This is a genomic window from Streptomyces sp. C36, from assembly GCF_040932295.1.
Lineage (GTDB): Bacteria > Actinomycetota > Actinomycetes > Streptomycetales > Streptomycetaceae > Streptomyces > Streptomyces triculaminicus.
The window spans coordinates 1-19,662 of record NZ_JBFQGI010000005.1; the positions used below are offsets into that span (position 1 = coordinate 1).

17 protein-coding genes are annotated in these 19,662 nt (G+C 71.4%); 6 read left to right on the forward strand and 11 right to left on the reverse strand.

The window, feature by feature from the left end:
• From AB4K12_RS16360 to AB4K12_RS16410, 11 genes are all read right to left on the reverse strand, one after another.
• Nucleotides 1-250 (reverse strand): ATP-binding cassette domain-containing protein (locus tag AB4K12_RS16360; protein ID WP_368434898.1); only part of this gene is annotated, 250 nt, incomplete at its 3' end.
• Entirely contained in the window at nucleotides 240-1,232 is a 993-nt protein-coding gene (locus AB4K12_RS16365; protein ID WP_368434900.1) for an ABC transporter ATP-binding protein, read from the reverse strand. The genes AB4K12_RS16365 and AB4K12_RS16360, both read right to left, overlap by 11 nt.
• A gap of 12 nt (nucleotides 1,233-1,244) precedes the next feature.
• Nucleotides 1,245-2,216 (reverse strand): ABC transporter permease, encoded by a 972-nt coding sequence (locus AB4K12_RS16370; protein ID WP_368434901.1) that lies wholly within the window; start codon nucleotides 2,214-2,216, stop codon nucleotides 1,245-1,247.
• Nucleotides 2,209-3,132 carry an ABC transporter permease gene (locus AB4K12_RS16375; RefSeq protein WP_086572048.1) on the reverse strand — a complete coding sequence of 308 codons (924 nt, stop codon included), beginning with the start codon at nucleotides 3,130-3,132 and terminating at the stop codon, nucleotides 2,209-2,211. Before AB4K12_RS16375 ends, AB4K12_RS16370 begins: the two co-directional genes overlap by 8 nt.
• A gap of 45 nt (nucleotides 3,133-3,177) precedes the next feature.
• Nucleotides 3,178-4,821, reverse strand: a complete 1,644-nt coding sequence (locus AB4K12_RS16380) for an ABC transporter substrate-binding protein (protein WP_368434902.1) — start codon at nucleotides 4,819-4,821, stop codon at nucleotides 3,178-3,180.
• A gap of 206 nt (nucleotides 4,822-5,027) precedes the next feature.
• A complete protein-coding gene (locus AB4K12_RS16385) occupies nucleotides 5,028-6,020 on the reverse strand; it encodes an ABC transporter ATP-binding protein (protein ID WP_368434903.1) in 993 nt (330 codons plus the stop codon).
• The gene (locus tag AB4K12_RS16390) at nucleotides 6,017-7,009 is read right to left on the reverse strand and encodes an ABC transporter ATP-binding protein (protein WP_368434904.1); all 993 of its coding nucleotides are present in this window, start codon (nucleotides 7,007-7,009) and stop codon (nucleotides 6,017-6,019) included. Before AB4K12_RS16390 ends, AB4K12_RS16385 begins: the two co-directional genes overlap by 4 nt.
• 19 nt (nucleotides 7,010-7,028) lie before the next feature.
• A complete protein-coding gene (locus tag AB4K12_RS16395) occupies nucleotides 7,029-8,006 on the reverse strand; it encodes an ABC transporter permease (protein WP_368434905.1) in 978 nt (325 codons plus the stop codon).
• Between the two features lie 20 nt (nucleotides 8,007-8,026).
• A complete protein-coding gene (locus AB4K12_RS16400; RefSeq protein WP_368434906.1) occupies nucleotides 8,027-9,832 on the reverse strand; it encodes an ABC transporter substrate-binding protein in 1,806 nt (601 codons plus the stop codon).
• Nucleotides 9,833-9,907: 75 nt separating this feature from the next.
• Nucleotides 9,908-10,879 (reverse strand): ABC transporter permease, encoded by a 972-nt coding sequence (locus AB4K12_RS16405; RefSeq protein ID WP_368434907.1) that lies wholly within the window; start codon nucleotides 10,877-10,879, stop codon nucleotides 9,908-9,910.
• Between the two features lie 220 nt (nucleotides 10,880-11,099).
• Nucleotides 11,100-13,220 carry an alpha/beta fold hydrolase gene (locus tag AB4K12_RS16410; RefSeq protein WP_368434908.1) on the reverse strand — a complete coding sequence of 707 codons (2,121 nt, stop codon included), beginning with the start codon at nucleotides 13,218-13,220 and terminating at the stop codon, nucleotides 11,100-11,102.
• A gap of 211 nt (nucleotides 13,221-13,431) precedes the next feature.
• Between AB4K12_RS16410 and AB4K12_RS16415 the strand changes: the two genes are divergently transcribed.
• From AB4K12_RS16415 to AB4K12_RS16440, 6 genes are all read left to right on the forward strand, one after another.
• Entirely contained in the window at nucleotides 13,432-13,626 is a 195-nt protein-coding gene (locus AB4K12_RS16415) for a hypothetical protein (RefSeq protein WP_086573151.1), read from the forward strand.
• A 98-nt stretch (nucleotides 13,627-13,724) separates the two neighbouring features.
• Nucleotides 13,725-14,615, forward strand: coding sequence for an N-acetyl-1-D-myo-inositol-2-amino-2-deoxy-alpha-D-glucopyranoside deacetylase (gene mshB / locus AB4K12_RS16420; protein WP_368434909.1), 891 nt, complete (start codon nucleotides 13,725-13,727; stop codon nucleotides 14,613-14,615).
• A gap of 11 nt (nucleotides 14,616-14,626) precedes the next feature.
• Entirely contained in the window at nucleotides 14,627-15,004 is a 378-nt protein-coding gene (locus AB4K12_RS16425; protein ID WP_368435262.1) for a DUF6113 family protein, read from the forward strand.
• Between the two features lie 181 nt (nucleotides 15,005-15,185).
• The gene (locus tag AB4K12_RS16430) at nucleotides 15,186-17,798 is read left to right on the forward strand and encodes a hypothetical protein (RefSeq protein ID WP_368434910.1); all 2,613 of its coding nucleotides are present in this window, start codon (nucleotides 15,186-15,188) and stop codon (nucleotides 17,796-17,798) included.
• Between the two features lie 163 nt (nucleotides 17,799-17,961).
• The gene (locus AB4K12_RS16435; RefSeq protein ID WP_368434911.1) at nucleotides 17,962-18,921 is read left to right on the forward strand and encodes an ABC transporter ATP-binding protein; all 960 of its coding nucleotides are present in this window, start codon (nucleotides 17,962-17,964) and stop codon (nucleotides 18,919-18,921) included.
• Complete coding sequence (locus tag AB4K12_RS16440; protein WP_368434912.1) at nucleotides 18,918-19,661, forward strand: ABC transporter permease; 744 nt, start codon at nucleotides 18,918-18,920, stop codon at nucleotides 19,659-19,661. The genes AB4K12_RS16435 and AB4K12_RS16440 overlap by 4 nt, the downstream gene beginning before the upstream one ends.
• Nucleotide 19,662 lies beyond the last annotated feature (1 nt).

The window sequence follows — 19,662 nt, forward strand, 5'->3', positions numbered from 1 at the left end:
CGTCCTCGCCCTTGTAGCGGATGTGCCCGGACGTCGGGCGCTCGAGGCTGACGAGCATCTTCGCGACCGTGGACTTGCCGCAGCCGGACTCCCCGACGATGCCGAGGGTCTCGCCGCGCCTGAGGTCGAAGGAGACGCCGTCGACGGCGTGCACGGCGCCGATCTGCTTCCTGATCAGGATGCCCCGGGTCAGCGGATAGTGCTTGACCAGGTCCCGTACCTCCAGGATCGCCTCGCCGTCAGCTCTCATCGAGGGTCTCCTTCCAGAAGTGGCAGGCGCTGGCCCGGCCGGGCTCCACGGCGTACAGCGGCGGCCGGTCCGAACGGCAGATGTCCTGGGCCCTGGGGCAACGGGGGTTGAAGGGGCAGCCGGGCGGGATGGCGGTGAGGCTGGGTGGCAGGCCCTTGATGGCGTAGAGCTCCTGGCCCTTGTGGTCCAGGCGCGGGATCGAGTCGAGCAGGCCGCGGGTGTAGGGGTGCGCGGGCCGCTTGTAGAGCTCGTGCACGGGGGCGGTCTCGACGATCCGGCCCGCGTACATCACCGCGATCTTGTCGGCGACGTCGGCCACCACGCCCAGGTCGTGGGTGATCAGGACGAGGCCCATGTTGTACTCGCGCTGGAGCTCCGCGAGCAGGTCCATCACCTGGGCCTGGACGGTCACGTCCAGGGCCGTGGTCGGCTCGTCCGCGATGATCAGGTCCGGCTCCAGCGCCAGCGCCATCGCGATCATGATGCGCTGCCGCATGCCACCCGAGAACTGGTGTGGATAGTCCCGCACCCTCTCCTTCGCCGCCGGGATGCGCACCCGGTCCATCAGCTGCACGGCCCGCGCGCGGGCGTCCTTGCGGGTCATCCCCTGATGGACCTCGTACATCTCGCCGAGCTGCGCTCCCACCGTCATCACGGGGTTCAGCGACGACAGCGCGTCCTGGAAGATCATGGCGAGCTTCGCGCCGCGCACCCGGCGCCGGTGCTCCTCGCCCATGGTGAGCAGGTTCCTGCCCCGGAAGAGCACCTCGCCGCCGGTGACGAAGCCGGGCGGCGAGTCGAGGATGCCCATCACGGCCTGCGCCGTCACGGACTTGCCGGAGCCCGACTCGCCCAGCACGGCGAGGGTCTCGCCAGCGCTGACGGAGTAGCTGACGCCGTTGACGGCCTTGGCCACCCCGTCCCGGGTGCGGAATTCGACGTGCAGGTCGCGGACGTCCAGAAGCGTCGCCGGCTGCTCCATCTGTCGGGCTCCTCAGCGCAGCTTGGGGTCGAGGGCGTCGCGCACCGCGTCGCCGAGCATGATGAACGCGAGCACTGTGAGACTCAGCGCGCCCGCCGGCCACAGCAGCATGTGCGGGGCGTTGCGGATCTGGTTCGAGGCGTTGGAGATGTCGATCCCCCAGGACACCGTGGGCGGCTTGAGCCCGACGCCCAGGAACGACAGGGTCGCCTCCAGCGCGATGTACGTACCGAGGGCGATGGTCGCCACGACGATCACCGGGGCCACGGCGTTGGGGCCGATGTGCCGCAGCAGCAGCCGGGTGCCGCCGGCACCGAGCGCCCGGGCCGCCTGCACGTAGTCGTGCTGCTTGGCGCCGACGACCGAGCCGCGGGCGATGCGGGAGATCTGCGGCCAGCCCAGCAGCACGATGAAGCCGACCACCGGCCGCACCGATCCGCTGGTGACCATCGACAGGAACACCAGCCCGCCCAGGATGATCGGGATGCCGAAGAAGACGTCGGCCAGCCGGGAGAGCAGCGCGTCCCACCAGCCGCCGAAGAAGCCCGCGAGCCCGCCCAGCACGCCGCCCAGCAGCGCGGCCCCGGCCGTGGCGCAGACGCCGACGGTGATCGAGGCCCGGGCCCCGTAGACCACGCGGGTGTAGACGTCGCAGCCCTGGGTGTCGTAGCCGAAGGGGTGGCCGGGCTGGGAGCCCTCCTGGGCCTTGGCGAGGTCGCACGAGAGCGGGTTGCCGCTCGCGATCAGGGAGGGCCGGATCGCGATGACGACCAGGAAGACGATGACGAGCGCGGAGAGCACGAAGACGGGGCTGCGCAACAGGTCGTGCCAGGCGTCGGACCACAGGCTGCGGGCCTTGCCGCTCTGCGTCCCGCCGGGGATCGGGCCGCCCTCGAGCGTCTCGGCGTCGCTGGTGGCCAGGGTCATCGCCCCGCCGCCCGCCGCTGTGATCGTTTCCTTCTCGAGGGGGTCGGGCTCAGGCATAGCGGATCCTCGGGTCGAGCACGGCGTAGAGGAGGTCGACGATCAGGTTCGCCACCAGGAAGACGATGACCAGGACGGTCACGAAGCCGACGACGGTCGGCGAGTTCTGCCGCAGGATGCCCTGGTAGAGCTGGTAGCCGACGCCGTGGATGTTGAAGATCCGCTCGGTGACGATGGCCCCGCCCATCAGCGCCCCGATGTCGGTGCCGATGAAGGTGACGACCGGGATGAGGGAGTTGCGCAGCAGGTGCCGGGTGACGACGCGGTGCCGGGGCAGGCCCTTGGCGACGGCGGTGCGGAGGTAGTCGGCGCGGGAGTTCTCGGCGATGGACGTACGGGTCAGCCGGGTGACGTAGGCCAGCGAGGTCAGGGCCAGCACCGCGCCCGGCAGCAGCAGCTGGTCGAAGGGCGCGGCGGGGGACACGGACGGGGAGACCACCGCCCACTTCACCCCGAAGAGGTACTGCAGCACATAGCCGCTGACGAAGGTCGGGATGGAGACGACGACCAGGGTGGCCAGCAGGACGGAGGTGTCCACCGAGCGGCCGCGGCGCAGTCCGCTGAGGAGGCCGAGGGTGATGCCGATGACGATCTCGAACAGGATCGCCACGATCGTCAGGCGCAGCGTCACCGGGAAGGCGTCGGCCATCAGCTCGAGGACGTCCTGGCCGTTGAAGGCGGTGCCGAAGTTCCCGGTGAGGATCTGCGCCATGTAGTGCAGGTACTGCTTCCACAGCGGCGCGTCGAGGTAGAGCTCCTGGCGGATGCGCGCGGCGGTCGCCGGGTCGGGGGCCTTGTCGCCGAAGAGGGCGGCGACCGGGTCGCCCAGGGCGTAGACCATGAAGAAGATCAGGAACGTGCTGCCGATGAACACGGGGATCATCTGGAGCAGTCGCCGGATCACATACCGTCCCATGACGACCAGGGCCTTTCCGGTGCGTACGCGCGTACCTGACGGGTCCTACTTGACGGTGATCCGTTCGTAGACGGGGACGCTGAAGGGGTTGAGCTCGACGTCCGCGATGTTCTCGGAGTAGCCGGCGCTGCCGTTCTGGTACCAGAGCGGGATGGCCGGCATCTGCTCGGCGAGGATCTTCTCCGCCTCCTGGAACGTGGCGACCGCCTTCGCCGTGTCCGACTCGGCGTTGGCCTCGTCGACGAGCTTGTCGAACTGCGCGTCGCTGAACTTCCCGAAGTTCGACGAGGCGCCGGTGTAGTAGAGCGGCTGCAGGAAGTTCTGCACCAGCGGGTAGTCCATCTGCCAGCCGGAGCGGAACATGCTGGTCATGCGCTGCTCGGTGACCTGGTTGCGGAAGTCGGCGAAGGTGCCGACCGGGTTGACCGTGCACGCCTTGTCGTCGCCCAGCGCGTTGTTGATGCTGTTGCAGACGGCGTCCATCCACACCCGGTGCGATCCGGTGTCGACGTTCGAGGTGATGGTGACCCTGCCGCCGGGCAGCCCGCCGCCCTCCTGGATCAGCCGCTTGGCCTCGCCCGGGTCGTACGTGCAGACGGCGCCGCACAGCCCGGCCTTGTAGCCGCCCTTCTCGCCGAGCACCGGGGACGTCCAGTCGGTGGCCGGGGTGCGGGTCCTGCGGTAGATCTGTTCGGTGATCTGGTCGCGGTTGATGGCCATGGACAGCCCCCGCCGGACCTTCTCCATCCCGGCCTTGGACCAGGTCGCGTCGTACATGGGGAAGACGACGGTCTGGATGATCCCGGCGGGCTGGTTGATGTAGCGGTCACCGAGGTCGGCCTTGACGTTCTTCAGCTGGGCGCTGGGAATGTCGTCGACGAGGTCGAGGTTCCCGGCCTGCAGGTCGGTGTAGGCGGTGTTGTTGTCGGTGTAGACCCGCAGCTCGACGCCGCTGTTGCGCGCCTTGTCCTCGCCCGGGTAGTCGTTCCACTTCGACAGCAGCATCTGCGAGCCCTTGGTGTACGAGTCGACCAGGTACGGACCGTTGCCGACCGGCCGCTTCAGCCAGGCCGCGTGGTCGTCGAAGAACGCCCTCGGCAGCGGCGCGAACGCGGCGTAGCCGAGGGTGTCCGGCCAGGTGGAGAACTTGGTGCGCAGCTTGACGGTGAAGGTGTTCTCGTCCTTCACGACCAGTCCGGAGAGGGTCTTGGCGGTGGGGGAGCCGCTCGTGGGGTGGACCTTGCCGTAGCCGTCGATGTCCTGGAAGAAGGGGGCGTTCTTCTGCTTGTTGTCGCTCAGCGCGGCGTAGTTCCAGGCGTCGACGAACGACTTCGCGGTCACCTCCTCGCCGTTGCTGAACGTCCAGCCGTCCTTGACGGTGATGGTGAAGTTCTGCTGATCGGGGCTCTCGATCTTCTCCGCGAGCATGTTCCGGGCCTCGCCGGTCTTCGGGTCGTAGTGCTTGAGCCCCCGGAAGATCATGGCGAGGACCTTGCCGCCCTGCACCTCGTTGGTGTTGGCGGGCTCGAGCGGGCTCTGCGGGTCCCCCCAGGAGGACCGCACGGTGCCGCTTCCGGTGGCCGAACCCCCTCCACCGCAGCCGGCGGCGGCCAGCAGCACGCCCCCGACGGCCAGGCCGGCCCTGACCCGCGATCGGGTGCGGGCGCGCGTGCGCGTGCCTCCACGCATGGGGTGCCCTCCTCGGCGCCTGGACCTGCCTAGGCCCAAATAACACCCTATGAAGCGTTATGAGACCGCGTTCCAGCACGTATGAGCCGAAGAAACCGCCCATATGCGCGAGTGATGTCCGGCGGGCGATCCGTGAGGCAGGGGAGATCGTCCGCGCCGCACACCGCGAGGTCGAGAGTGGCTGAGCCGGCCGCCCCCGGAGCCCCTCAGGCCGCACCCTCCGGGAAGTGGCACGCCGACAGGTGCCCCTCGTCGCTGCCTTCCGCCCGTACCAGCGGGGGTTCCTCCGTCGCGCAGCGGTCCCGCGCCTTCCAGCAGCGGGTGCGGAAGCGGCAGCCGGTCGGGGGGTTGACGGGGGAGGGGACGTCGCCGGTGAGGCGGATGCGTTCGCGGGGGGTGGTGGCGGCGTCGGCCGGTTCGGGGACGGCTGAGAGGAGGGCGTGGGTGTAGGGGTGGCGGGGGTGGTCGTAGATGTCCTCGCGGGTGCCCACCTCCACGATCCTGCCGAGGTACATCACCGCCACCCGCTGGGAGAAGTGCCGGACCACCGCCAGGTCGTGGGCGATGAAGAGGAAGGCGATGCCCAGCTCGCGCTGGAGGCGTTGCAGGAGGTTGACGACCTGGGCCTGGATGGAGACGTCCAGGGCGGAGACCGGCTCGTCGGCCACGATGACCTTGGGTTCCAGGGCCAGGGCGCGGGCCACGCCGATGCGCTGGCGCTGGCCGCCGGAGAACTCGTGCGGGAAGCGGTTGTAGTGCTCGGGGCTGAGGCCGACGGTCTCGAGGAGCTCGCGGACGCGGGCCTCGCGGCCGCCGGGCGGGGTGATGCCGTTGATCTCCATGGGGCCGGAGATGATCGTGCCGACGGTGTGCCGGGGGTTCAGGGACGAGTACGGGTCCTGGAAGATCATCTGGATCTGGGAGCGGATGGGGGCGAGCCGCTTGCGGCCCGCGTGGGTGATGTCCTCGCCCTGGTAGAGGACGCGCCCGGCGGTCGGTTCCAGCAGGCGGGTCAGCAGCCGGCCCGTCGTGGACTTGCCGCAGCCGGACTCGCCGACCAGGCCGAAGGCCTCGCCCGCCCGTACGGTCAGGTCGAGGCCGTCCACGGCCCGTACGGCGCCGACCCTCCGCTTGACGGGGAAGCCGCCCATGACGGGGAAGTGCTTGGTCAGGCCCTCGGCCACGAGGATGTCGTTCATCGGGTACGTCCCTTCCCGGCCCCGTCCGGCAGATGGCAGGCCGCTCCCCGGCCCTCCGGCGGCTCCGGTCGCTCGGTGCGGCACCGGTCGCCCCCGACCCGGTCGGTATACGCGCAGCGCGGGTGGAACGGGCACCCCGGCGGCGGGTCCAGCAGGCTCGGCGGGCTGCCCGGGATCGGGGTGAGCGGCTCGTCGACGGGCGAGGTCAGGCGGGGCATCGAGCCCAGCAGGCCCCAGGTGTAGGGGTGCCGGGGGGAGCGCAGGACCTCCCGGGCGGTGCCGCGTTCGACGGCCCGGCCGGCGTACATCACCAGGACGTCGTCGGCGGTGCCGGCCACGACCCCCAGGTCGTGGGTGATCAGCACGATCGCCGAACCCGTCTGCTGCTGGAGGTCCTTGAGCAGGTCGAGGATCTGGGCCTGCACGGTGACGTCCAGCGCGGTCGTCGGCTCGTCGGCGATCAGCAGCTCGGGGTCGCAGACCAGCGCCATCGCGATCATCGCGCGCTGGCGCATGCCGCCGGAGAACTGGTGCGGGTAGTCGTCCACGCGCAGCGCCGGGTTGGGGATGCCGACCTTCCGCAGCATCTCGATCGCCCGCAGCCGGGCCTCGCGCCGCGAGGCGCCGGTGTGCTTGCGGAAGGGCTCGGCGATCTGGCGGCCGACGGTGTAATACGGCGAGAGCGCGGTGAGGGAGTCCTGGAAGATCATCGCCATGCGGTTGCCGCGCAGCTTCTCGAGCACGGACTCGGGGGCCGTGGTCAGGTCCTGGCCGTCGAGGAGGATGCGGCCCTCGATCTCCGTCGTACGCGGGTCGTGCAGCCCGAGCACGCTGAGGTTGGTGACGGACTTGCCGGAGCCGGACTCGCCGACGATGCCCAGCGTCCGCCCGCGCTCGACGTCGAAGGAGAGGCCGTCGACGGCCCGTACGACGCCGTCCTCGGTGGCGAAGCGCACGGACAGGTCCCGTACGGAGAGGAAAGCTGTCACTGTCGTCGTCTCCTGACGTTCAGGCGAGCCGTACGCGCGGGTCGATGAGGGCGTACGCGGCGTCGACGACGATGTTGGCGAGGACGATCGCCGTGCAGCCGACGAGCATCACGGCCATCAGCATCGGGAGGTCCGTCCCCGTCACCGAGGAGACGGCCAGCCGCCCCAGCCCGTGCAGGCTGAAGGTGAACTCGGTGATGATCGCCCCGCTGAAGAGCGAGCCGAGGTCGATGCCGAAGATGGTCACGATGGGCGCCAGCGCGCCCCGCCAGGCGTAGCGGAAGAAGACCGCGGACCGCCCGAGCCCCTTGGCCCGCGCGGTGCGCACATGGTCCTCGGAGAGCTGCTCGATCATCAGGGAGCGGGTCATGCGGCTGTAGCTCGCGATGAAGATGACGGAGAGCACCAGCCAGGGGATGAGCATGCCGGTGAACCACTTCACCGGGTTCTCGGTGATCGGGTGGTAGGCGGGGTTGTCCATCCAGTGCAGCCCGCTGACGAGGACGGCCAGGGCGAGGACGCCGACGAAGTAGATCTGCAGGGCGTTGCCCAGCAGCGAGAGCGAGCTGAAGAGCTTGTCGATCCAGGTGCCCCGGAAGGCGGCGGCGAGCATGCCGACGCCGACCCCGACGACGAGGAACACCACCGCCCCGCCCAGGGCGATGGACAGCGTCGTCGGGAAGCGGTCGACGATGGTGTCCCACACCGGCTGCTGGTTGGCGAAGGAGTAGCCGAAGCAGGGCGCCGGGCAGTGGCCCGCGGAGAACTCGCGGCCGGTGAAGATGCCCGCCATGTAGTGCCAGTACTGCACGGGTACGGGCCGGTCGAGGCCCAGGTTCTTGTTGATGACCGCGAGGGAGTCCGCCGTGCAGTTCTTGCCGCAGGACATCAGCGCGGGCTCGGAGGGCAGCGCGAAGAAGAGGAAGAACGTGATCGCGCTGATCAGCAGGATGATGACGAGGGCGCCGAGGGTGCGGCGGGCGAGGAATCTCAGCATGGCTCTTCCGTGGCCAGGTGCTACTTCACGAACACGCCGGTCGGGTCCACGCTGCCGTAGACCGGGTGGTACTTGACCCCGCCGAGGCCCGAGCCCCACAGCGAGAACTGCCGGTTGTAGAAGACGGGCACGCCCGGCACGTCGTCGGTCAGGACGCGGTCGGCGAGCTTCTGCCACTCGGGGGCGGCCTGTTTGACGTCGGGGATGGCGTTGATGCGGTCGATGTCCGCGTTGACCCGGGCGTTGTTGAGGTGCCCGTAGTTCTGGGCGCCGTCGGCGATCTGCCGGCCGTCGTAGAGCGGCGGGACGACGGTCGAGGAGACCGGCCAGTCCGCGCCCCAGGAGGTGCGGTAGATGTCGAACTTGTTCTTGACGTCCGCGATCGCCGTCCGCCAGGTGTTGGAGTCGACCTCCTTCTTCTGGACCGTGAAGCCCGCCCGCTCCAGGGCCTGGGCCACCACGACCGAGACCTTCTGCTGGACGTCGGTGTTGGCGTAGGCGTAGACGATCTCCTGGCCGAGCTTTCCGGCCTCCTTCAGCAGTGCCTTGGCCTTCTCGGGGTCGCCGGCGGGCTTGGCCTTCTTGTCGAACGGGTCACTGGGCCGGTAGCCGTCCATGGCGGGGGAGAGGAAGTTGGTGGCGATCACGCCGGCGGTCGCCCCGCCGTTCTGCTGCAGGATCTGTCCGTTGGGGATGGCGTAGGCGAGGGCCTTGCGGACCCTGACGTCCTTGAGGCGGTCGGTGTTGAAGCTGATGTAGTCGACGTAGGGCTGCACCTCGAGCAGCCGGCGCCCCTTGGTGTCGGGCTGGTTCAGGACCTTCTCGGTCATCTCGGGGGCGACGGCGTTGCTGAACGACAGGGTGGTCTTGTCGGAGCCCTGGTCGGCGAGGAAGCGGCGGGTGGAGTCGGCGTACTGGTGGCCGAAGCTGATGTCGAACCTGTCCGCGTACTGATGCCGGACGGGGTCCGTCCTCGGGTCCCAGTGCTCGTTGCGCACGAGGGTGAGGGACTTGCCGACCTTGTAGTCGCCGACCTTGTACGGGCCGGAGGAGAAGGGGGCGTTGTCGTACTTCTGCTTGGTGTCCTTCTCGGCCTTGACCGGCGCGACGTTGGGCATGGCGGTGGCGAAGGGGGCGTCGGCGTGCGGCTGCCGGAAGTGGAAGACGATCGTCTTGTCGTCCGGGGTGTCCAGCACGGACGAGGGCAGGTGCTTGCCGTCGTACGGGCCGTCCGGCAGCGCCTTGCGGAAGTCGTTGCCGTCGCCGGAGAGCCACTGCGGGATGTAGAGCGGGCCGTCGGACTGGTACGAGGCGTAGAGCCGCTCGATGCCCCACCGGACGTCCCGGGAGGTGATCGGCGAGCCGTCCTCGAACTTCAGCCCGTCCTTGAGCGTGAACGTCCAGGTCTTCCCGCCGTCGGAGGCCGTTCCGGCGTCGGTGGCCAGGTCGCCGACGACCTTGCCCCTGCCCTTGTCGTCGAACTTGTACGCGGTCAGGGTGCGGTTGTAGAGGAGCTGATTGGTCAGGACGTCGATGTAGTAGATCTGCCCCGGGTCCAGGTGGTTGAAGGCGTCGCGCTGCAGGACGCCGACCGTGCCGCCCTTCTTCGCGCCCGGGACCTCGGGGGCGGGGCCGGCGGAGTCGGCCTTGGTGCCGATGGAGTAGTTCGCGGACGTCGTCTTGTCCTCGCCCGGCCCCTGGCTCTTGCCGCCGCCCCCGCCGCCACCTCCCCCGCCGCTGCACGCGGAGAGCGCGAGCGCTCCCGCCGTCAGGGCGACGGCGGTGAGACGGGCTCTGTCCTTGCGGAACCTCGACGTGGGGGTCATGGTCGATGCACCTGCCTGTCGGTCGTCAGCGGGCAGTCGTAGGGGTCTTCGGGGCCTGCGCCGGCTTCACCGGCGTCACCGTCCGGTCCTGGGGTCGAACGCGTCCCGGACCGAGTCCCCGAGCAGGTTGAACGCGACCACGAAAATGATCATCGCGAGCCCGGGGAAGAAGATGTAGGTGATGTCGCTCTCGTAGTACCCGGCGCCGGCGGCGAACATCCGGCCCCAGTCCGGGGTGGGCTCCAGGATCCCCACGCCGATGAAGGACAGCCCCGCCTCCGTCGTCACCAGCGTGGGCAGCATCAGGGTCGACTGGACCAGGATCGGCGTCCAGAGGTTGGGCAGCAGCTCCTTGGTGATGATCCGCCAGGGGGAGGCGCCGGTCACCTTGGCCGCCTCCACGAACTCCCGCTCCCGCAGGCTCAGCACCTGCCCGCGCAGCAGCCGGGCCAGCCCCATCCAGCCCAGCGCCCACAGCACCAGGATCAGGGTGAGCACGCGCAGCGAGGTCGGGGTCTCCTTCTCGGGGCTGACGAAGAGGGAGTAGACGATCGGGGTGAAGGCGATGAACGACAGCTGCGCGGGAAAGGCCAGCAGCAGGTCGATGAACCGCCCGAGGAGATAGTCGGTCCTCCCGCCCAGATAGCCGGCCGTCACCCCGACGAGGACGCCCGTCAGCACGCACAGCACCGTGGCGGCCGCGGCGATCAGCAGGGAGGTCCGGATGCCGTAGACGAGCTGGGTCAGGACGTCCCGGCCCATCGTCGGCTCGAGGCCGAACCAGAAGCGGCCGGAGACGCCGCCGTTGGGCGCGACCGGATAGCCGAACTCGTTGAGCAGACCCGCCTCGTCCAGCCCGTAGGTGGCGGTGGGGCTCTTGCCGTAGACCGCCGAGATCAGCGGCGCGGCGAGCGCGACGACGAAGAAGAAGGCGACGACGTACGCCGAGACGACCCCCGAACGGTCGCGCTTGAAGCGCCGCCACATCAGCTGTCCGGGCGACCGGCCCACGAGCTCACGGGGCTGGGTCTGGGAAGGAATCGGCATCGCGTGGATCCCCCGCACTGTCGTCTCGTCGGCCCTGCGCGGATATGGCGAACGCGGTTGGGTTGAGCGGACTTTCGCAATGGATGAACAGTGCAGTCAAGGGGGCTGCGGTGGACGGCGCGGCCTTTCCCCGCTTCTTGGGCGAAGGTTGTGCGGATCGAGGTGACGGCGTGCTTGACAGCGAGGTCGGGCACGCCGCCCCGAGACCACCCTCACGGGCTCAGACGACGCCCAAGGAGCGCTTGAGGAAGTCCACCTGAAGCAGCAGCAGATTCTCGGCGACCTGCTCCTGCGGGGTCATGTGGGTCACCCCGGACAGCGGCAGCACCTCGTGCGGGCGGCCCGCGGCGAGCAGCGCCGAGGACAGGCGCAGGGTGTGGGCGGCGACCACGTTGTCGTCCGCGAGGCCGTGGACGATCATCAGCGGACGGGTTTGGTCCGCCGGCGACGACAGACCGTCGTCGGTGACGAGGGAGTTACGGGCGTACACCTCCGGACGCTCCTGGGGCACCCCCAGATAGCGCTCGGTGTAGTGGGTGTCGTACAGCCGCCAGTCGGTGACGGGGGCGCCCGCGACGGCCGCGTGGAAGACGTCGGGGCGGCGCAGTACGGCCAGGGCCGCGAGGTAGCCGCCGTAGGACCAGCCGCGGATGCCCACCCGGCCGAGGTCGAGCGGGTAGCGGCCGGCCAGCGCGCGCAGCGCCTCGGCCTGGTCCTCGAGGGTGGCGTCGGCGAAGTCCTCGTGGATCGCCTTCTCCCACGTGGGGGAGGTGTGCGGGGTGCCCCGGCCGTCGGCGACGACCACGGCGAAGCCCTGGTCGGCGAACCACTGCGAGGTCAGGTGGGCGTTGTGGGCGGCCACCACGCGCTGCCCGTGCGGGCCGCCGTAGGGGTCCATGAGGACCGGCAGTGGCCCGTCGCCCTCCCGGTAGGTGGCGGGCAGCAGGACGGCGGCGGGGATGCCGCGTTCGCCCGCCCGCTCGAGCCGCGGCCGGGCGGTCAGCACGGGCCGCTCGGCGTACGAGAGGACGGTGACGGCCTGCTCGCCGTCGCGCAGGATCCGTACGGTGGAGCCGGGGCGGTCGAGGGCCGACGACGCCAGCACGGTGACCGCACCCGAACGCACGGCCGAGTGCCAGCCCGGCTCGCGCGAAACCCGCTCGGCCCCTCGCTCGTTGACGCGGTAGACGTGCGCCTCGCCGGTCTCGGGCTCACCGGCCTCCGGGCCGGCCGACGCGGTGATCAGCACGTCCTCCGGGCCGACGTTCAGCACGGCCCGTACGTGCAGCCGGGCGTCGGTCAGCGTCCGCTCGCCGACGGCCAGCACACGGACGCCGGCCTCGTCGGCGATCCGGACGAGCCTGCCGTCGGGGGTCCAGGCGGGCACTCCTGCGAAAAGTTCCAGCCACTTCGGATCCTCGTCCGTGTGCAGTACACGCGTCGCGCCCGTCCCGGTGTCCACCGCCAGGTACGCCTGGTGGCGCTGGTCGCGGGTCTGGACGAGCAGCAGCGGCGGGCCGCCGGCGGACCAGTGGACCCGGGCGAGGTAGGGGTGGCGCTCCCGGTCCCACACGATGTCCGTGCGTGTGCCGTCCAGGCCCAGCAGCGCGAGGGACACCTCGGCGTTGGGCGTGCCGGCCGCCGGGTAGGCCACCTCGGCGGGCGCGCTCGCGGGGTTGGCCGGGTCGGCGATCCACCAGCGCCGCACGGGCGCGTCGTCCACCCGGGCGGCCAGCAGCGCGTCGCTGCCGGGCGACCACCAGAAGCCGCGCGAGCGGTCCATCTCCTCGGCGGCGATGAACTCCGCCAGGCCCCAGGTCGTTCCGGCGCCCTCCGGCCCGGCCAGGGCCCGGTCGCCGGTGCCGTCGGCGGCCGCGACACGCAGGGCGCCGCCGGCGACGTAGGCCACATGGCGGCCGTCCGGCGACGGCCGCGGGTCGGCCACCGGCCCGGGCGCCTCGAGCTCGCGGGCCGTGCCGCCGCGCAGCTCGGCGACGTACAACCGCCCCGACAGCGCGAACGCCGCCAACTCCACGGCGCCGTCCACCGCGTATCCCACGACGCCCGCCGAGCCCTCGCGGCTGCGCTCGCGGCGCGCCCGCTCCTCGGCCGACAACTCCTCCTCGGCCCCGCCCAGCAGGGCTTTGGGGTCGGCGGCCGGGTACTCCCTGCCCTCGTCGAGGTCCAGCACCCACAGCACGTTCGCCCGATCGGTGCCCGAACGGGAGCGCAGGAAGACGACACGCGAGCCGTCCGGCGACACGCTGAACGCGCGCGGCGCGCCGAGCGAGAAACGTTGGGTACGGGCGTGCTGACGGGGAAACGAGAGCTGTCCGGTCATGCCTGGGAGCCTAGAGGCCCTATCACCGGGTTCACCCAAGACGGCGAGAACTCGCCGTGCGCCCCGTGTTTGCTCCCGTGCACCGAGTCATGCGCACGCACGGAAAGTTATGATCGCTCGCGCATAGTGGATATGACTCCCCTGGCGTCGTATGCCACCCGGGCATTCGTATGCCGTCCGTCCGACCGCGCGTACCTGGAGGTGAGCCGCTGTGGCACTTTCGATTTCGGCGGTGGTGCTGCTGGCGATCATCGTCTTCCTTTTGGTCCGGAAGTCCGGGCTGAAGGCGGGCCACGCCGCGATCTGCGTGCTGCTGGGCTTCTACCTCGCCAGCTCGTCCATCGCCCCCACGCTGAACCAGCTGACCACCAGCGTCACGGGGATGATCAGCAACATCAAGTTCTGACGGCCCGCGCGCGAGCGAGGGGCGTACGGGCGGTGGGTGCGGGGTGCGGCCCGACGGGTGGCGCCCCGGCGGGCCGGTGCGGCTCGTAGGCTGGAGCCATGACCGACCTTCCCGGCCGCCGGCTGCTCCTGGTGCACGCGCACCCGGACGACGAATCGATCAACAACGGCGCGACCATGGCCAAGTACGCCGCCGAGGGTGCCCTTGTCACGCTCGTGACCTGCACGCTCGGCGAGGAGGGCGAGGTGATCCCGCCCGGACTGGCGCATCTCGCCGCGGACCGGGACAACACCCTGGGCGCCCATCGCATGGGCGAACTCGCCGCCGCGATGAAGGAGCTGGGCGTCACCGACCACCGCTTCCTCGGCGGCCCCGGGCGGTACCGCGACTCCGGCATGATGGGCGCCCCGCAGAACGCCGACCCCGCCTCCTTCTGGCAGGCGGACCTCGACGAGGCGGCCGCGTCGCTCGTAGAGGTGATCCGCGAGGTGCGCCCGCAGGTGCTCGTCACCTATGACCCCGACGGCGGTTACGGCCATCCCGACCACATCAAGGCGCACCGTGTCGCGACGCGCGCGGCGGAACTCGCCGCCGAACCGGCGTTCCGCCGGGACTTGGGCGATCCGTACGACATCGCGAAAATCTACTGGAATTGTGTGCCGATGTCCGTTGTGGAGGCGGGCTTCGCCCGGCTGCGCGCGGCGGGCCGCGACAAGGAGCTCTTCCCCGGCATCGCCTCGCCCGAGGACGTCCCCGGCGTGGTGCCCGACGACGAGGTGACGGCCGCGGTCGACACCGCCGCCCACGCGCCGCGCAAGGCGGCCGCGATGCGTGCCCACGCCACGCAGATCGCCGTGGACGGCCCCTTCTTCGCGCTCTCCAACGACCTGGGGCAGCCGCTCTTCCCCACCGAGTACTACAAGCTCGTCAAGGGCCGGGCAGGCGCGGCCGGGCGCGAGGACGACCTCTTCGCCGGAGTGGACGCGTGAACGACGGCCTGATGAGACTCCCCGGCGCCAAACGCCTGTTCGCCTATCTGGGGCTGGCGCTGCTCGGCCTGCTGGTCGGGGCGGGCGGGGCGCTGGTGCAAGGGGGTTGGTTCCCCGCCGGGTTGCTGCTGGCCCTGCTCGGCGTGGCCGGGCTGTGCTACGGCGGCGCGACGGCGATGCGCAGCAGGGCCGGCGGCGCCGTGCCGGGCGCCGGGTGGCTGGTCGCGGTGCTGTTCCTGGCCGCCAACCGGCCGGAGGGCGACTTCGTCTTCGGCGCCGGACTGGGTTCGTACGTCTTCCTGCTGGGCGGGATGATCGTCGCTGTGATGTGCGCCACGGTCGCGAAATCGCCGCAACCGGAACGGCCTCCGGCCCGACTTGGCAAGTGACGTGGGGATTTTTACCCGTCCGGCACCCGACCGGCCGGGGGACCGAACCAGCGGTCGTCCATGACGAGCCCGTGGTGGCCAGTATGGTTGTGCGCGCCGCCGAGCCTCCCCTGGCCTCCGGCGATGGGCGACCCAAAGCGAGGTCAACGAGGGCGGCAAAGAGTATCCGGGAGAACCTGCTTTGAGCCGTGCATCTGACAGTTCGTCCTCCGGGCCCCAGGGGCGCGGTGGCGCCGCCTACCCGTCGGGCACCCCGCCGTACGGGACCGGTCCCGACGCGGATCCGGCCGCGGCCGCTGCCGCCAGGCCCGGTGAGCCGAAGACCGAAACCACGCTGACGACGCGGATCCGCATCAACATCCCCGGCTCGCGCCCGATTCCGCCGGTCGTCATGCGTACGCCCCTGGGCGACGAGGCCCCGGCCGCCGAGGCGGCTCCCGCGGACGCGCCGGCCCCGGCGCCCGCGGGCGAGCGCAAGGAGGGCCTGCCCACGCGGCCCAAGCGCCCCAAGAACGCGCCCACCGCGGCCGCCGCGGCGGCCGCCGCCTCCGACGCGGGCGCGGGAGCCAGCGACTGGTTCGCGCCCCGCAAGGGCGGCGGTGCGCCGCCGCCGGCAGCCGCCGCACGTCGTCAGCAGGCCCCGGCCGGTGGCGCCAAGCAGCCGCCGCTGCCGCGCCGTGGCGGTGGCCAGAACCCGCCCGCGGGCGGTGGCGCGGGCATGGCCGCCGGTGCCGGCACGGGCGGCAACGCCGGTGCGGGCGGCGGCGTCTGGCAGGACGCGCCCCGGGCCGACCAGCTGCCGCAGCCGCCCGCTCCGCCCGTCTCCGGCGGCGCCCCCGCCGGTGGTGGCGCCCCGTGGCCGAACGACCCCTCGACGACCGCCGCGATGCCGCAGCCGCCCCTCCCGGGCGCCGGCGCCATGCAGGGCGGCGCGCCCATGAACGGTGGTGCCCCTGTTCCGGGTGGCGCCCCGGCGGCCGGCGTCGACGACTGGCCGGGCGCCTCCGGTACGCCGGGCAACGCCTGGCCGAACGACCCGTCGACCACGGGCGCCATGCCGCAGCCCCCGCTGCCCGGCGACCCGTCGACCACGGGCGCCACGCCCTGGCCCAACGACCCCTCCACCACCGCTGCCACCCCGTGGCCGAACGACCCCTCGACGACGGCTTCGATGCCGCAGCCGCCCGTCCCGGGCGGCGCCGCGGCGCCCGTCGACGACTGGCCGGTCACCCCGTCCGCGGGCGGCGGCCAGGCGGCCGGCGCGTCCGCTCCCGGTGGCGCGCCGTGGCCCGGCGACGCCCCCGCGCCCGCGCCCGCCCCCACCAAGCGCCGCCGCGGCGGCGACGACTGGCCCGGCGGTGCCCCCGCCGCAGGTGGTGCCGCTGCTCCGGGCGGCGACTCGGCGCAGGCGAACGCCCGTGCCGCGGCCGCCCAGCAGTTCCCGCCGCCCACCATCGGCGGCATGCCCGCCGGCGGCGCGGCCTTCGCGCCCGGCCGTACGGACACTCCGCGCGAGGGCACCCCCGTCGTCCAGAGCGGTGGCCAGCCCCAGGGCGGCGGCCAGCCCGGCGCCAAGGGCAAGAAGAAGCGCGGCGCCAAGGCGCCCGCGCCCGCCGGCTCCCCGCAGGCGCCCGGCGAGCGGCTGGTCAGCGGCGTACCGCCGGTGCCGTCGGCCGCCGGCCAGGTCCCCAAGGCGGGAGCGGACGGCGGCGCGCCGCGCGTGCCCGTGCCCAAGCCGAAGCCGGGCCCGGCGGTTCCCAAGCCTCCTGCGGTCCCCAAGCCTCCGGCGGCGGCCACGGCTCCCAAGGCCCCTGCGAAGGGTGCCAAGGCCGCGAAGAGCGCCCCCAAGAAGAAGGGCCGCAACAAGCTGGTGCTCCTGGGCGGCGGCCTCGTCGCCCTGGTCGGTGTCGCGTACGCGGCCGGGCTGCTGCTCGACCACGCGGACGTGCCCAACGGCACCACCGTGCTCGGCGTCGACATCGGCGGCAAGTCCAAGGAAGCGGCCGTCCAGAAGCTCGACTCCGCCCTCGGCAACCGGGCGACCGCCCCGCTGAAGGTCTCCATCGGCGGCAAGACGGCCGACCTCAAGCCGTCCGTGGCGGGCCTGTCCATCGACACCCAGGCCACGGTGCGCGCGGCGGCGGTGAAGGACTACAACCCCGTCACCGTCCTCGGCTCGCTCGTCGGCGGCACGCGGACGGCCGAGCCGACCGTGACCGTGGACGAGGAGAAGGTGGCCGCCGCCCTCAAGACGCTGTCCGGCGAGAGCGGCGGGGCCAAGGAGGGGACGATCAAGTTCCAGCCGGGCAAGGCCGTGGCCGTGTACGGGCAGCCGTACGAGGGCATCGACGTCGACGGCTCGGTCAAGACGATCTCCAAGGCCTACCGCGACCGCGCGGCCACCGGCCAGGACAAGGCCGTCACGCTGGCGACCTCCTCCCAGCAGCCGAAGATCTCCAAGGCGGAGGTCGACCGGAAGATGAAGGAGTTCGCGGAGCCCGCCATGTCCGACCGGGTGACGGTGCAGACCGACCCGGCGCACAAGATCCAGTTCGGTCCCGCCCTCTCCCTGCCGAAGATCCTCTCCGTCAAGGAGGTCAACGGCCAGCTCGTGGAGAACTACGACCTGGAAGCGATCAAGGAGCTCTCCGGCACCACCTTCAACGGCGTGCTCATCCAGCGCGGCAGCGGCGAGAAGAAGCCGGTCATGCCGCAGGACATCGCCAACGCCCTCAACAAGGCGCTGCGCGGCAAGACGCCGGCCGAGCGGGTCGGGGTCATCCCGCTGAGCTGAGCCGGGCTGTCCTTCCCCGTGTGAGCCCCCGTGTCCCTCGTGGCGCGGGGGCTCCCGCGCACCCGGGGGCCGCACGGCCGCCGGCCCACCCATGACATCTGTCATGGCGGGCTCACGACGGCTGACACTGCCGCCCGCGCCGCGTTCTCGCGATGATTTCCCCATGACCACAACCGCTACCGCGATCACGGGGGACGGGCGGCATCGGACCGGCTCACCCGTGGTCAGCTTCGAGAACGTCAGCAAGAGCTACGGCACCGTGCGGGCCGTCTCCGACCTGAACCTGGACCTGTACCCCGGCGAGACCGTCGCCCTGCTCGGCCCGAACGGCGCCGGCAAGTCCTCCACCCTCGACCTGCTCCTGGGCCTGCGCAACCCCGACGCGGGCCGCGTCGAGGTCTTCGGCACCACGCCGCAGCAGGCCATCGAGCAGGGCAGGGTCGGCGCGATGCTGCAGTCCGGCGGGCTGATGGAGGACGTGAAGGTCCGCGAGCTGGTGAAGCTGGCCTGCGACCTCCACCGCAACGCGTACCCGCTCGAGCGCGTCATGGAGCAGGCGGGCATCACCGAGATCGCCGACCGCATGGTCAACAAGCTCTCCGGCGGCCAGGAGCAGCGGGTGCGGTTCGCCATGGCCACGGCGGGGGCCAACGACCTGATCGTGCTGGACGAGCCGACGACCGGCATGGACGTCACGGCCCGCCAGGCGTTCTGGGGCGTGATGCGGCAGCAGGCGAACGAGGGCCGCGCGGTCCTGTTCGCCACCCACTACCTGGAGGAGGCCGACGCGATCGCGGACCGCGTGATCGTGCTGCACCGCGGCCGCGTGCTCGCGGACGGCTCCGCCGCCGAGATCAAGGCGAAGGCCGGCGCCCGCCGCATCGTCTTCGACCTCGAGGGGCACATCGGCGAGGCCGCCCTGCGCGAGCTGCCGTTCCTGGCCTCCCTGGAGATTTCGGGCCGCACGGTCCGCATCCAGTCCCACGACGCCGACGCCACCGTGCACGCCCTGTACGGGCTCGGCCTCTACCCCCGCAACCTCGAGGTCGCGGGCCTGGGCCTGGAGCAGGCCTTCATCGCCATCACCGACGCCGCGGCCGCCGAGGAGGCGGTTTCCCGATGAACACCCTGATCAAGCTGGAAATCACGCGCACCCTGCGCAACAAGAAGTTCATGTTCTTCTCGGTGATCTATCCGGCGGCGCTCTATCTGATGATCGCGGGTGGCGCGAGCGCCACGGAGAAGGTCGGGGACACCGGCCTCACCCTGCCCCTGATCATGATGGTGTCGATGGCCTCCTTCGGCGCGATCACCGCCGTCCTGGTCGGCAACAGCGAGAAGATAGCCAAGGAGCGGGAGAAGGGCTGGGTGCGCCAGCTGCGCCTCACCTCGCTGCCCGGGCGCGGCTACGTCATGGCGAAGGTCGCCTCGGCCGCCGTGGTCTCGCTCCCGTCGATCCTGGCCGTGTTCGCCGTCGCCGCGATCGTCAAGGACGTGCGCTTCGACGCGGCGTGGCAGTGGCTCGCGCTCACGGCCGTGATCTGGGCCGGCAGCATCGTCTTCGCCGCGCTCGGCGTGGCCGTCGGCTACCTGGCCACGGGCGACGCCGTACGCCCCATCACCTTCATCATCTACTTCGGCCTGTCGATGCTGGGCGGCCTGTGGATGCCGACGACCGTCTTCCCGCAGTGGCTGCAGGACATCGCCGAGTGGGTGCCCACCCACGCCTACGCCGCGCTCGGCCAGGCCATCGAGCAGGGCGGCGCACCGCACCTGAAGGACGTGGCCATCATGGTCGCCTACCTCGCCCTGTTCGGCGGCGCGGCCGCGTGGCTGTACCGCAAGGACACCCACAAGGCGTGAC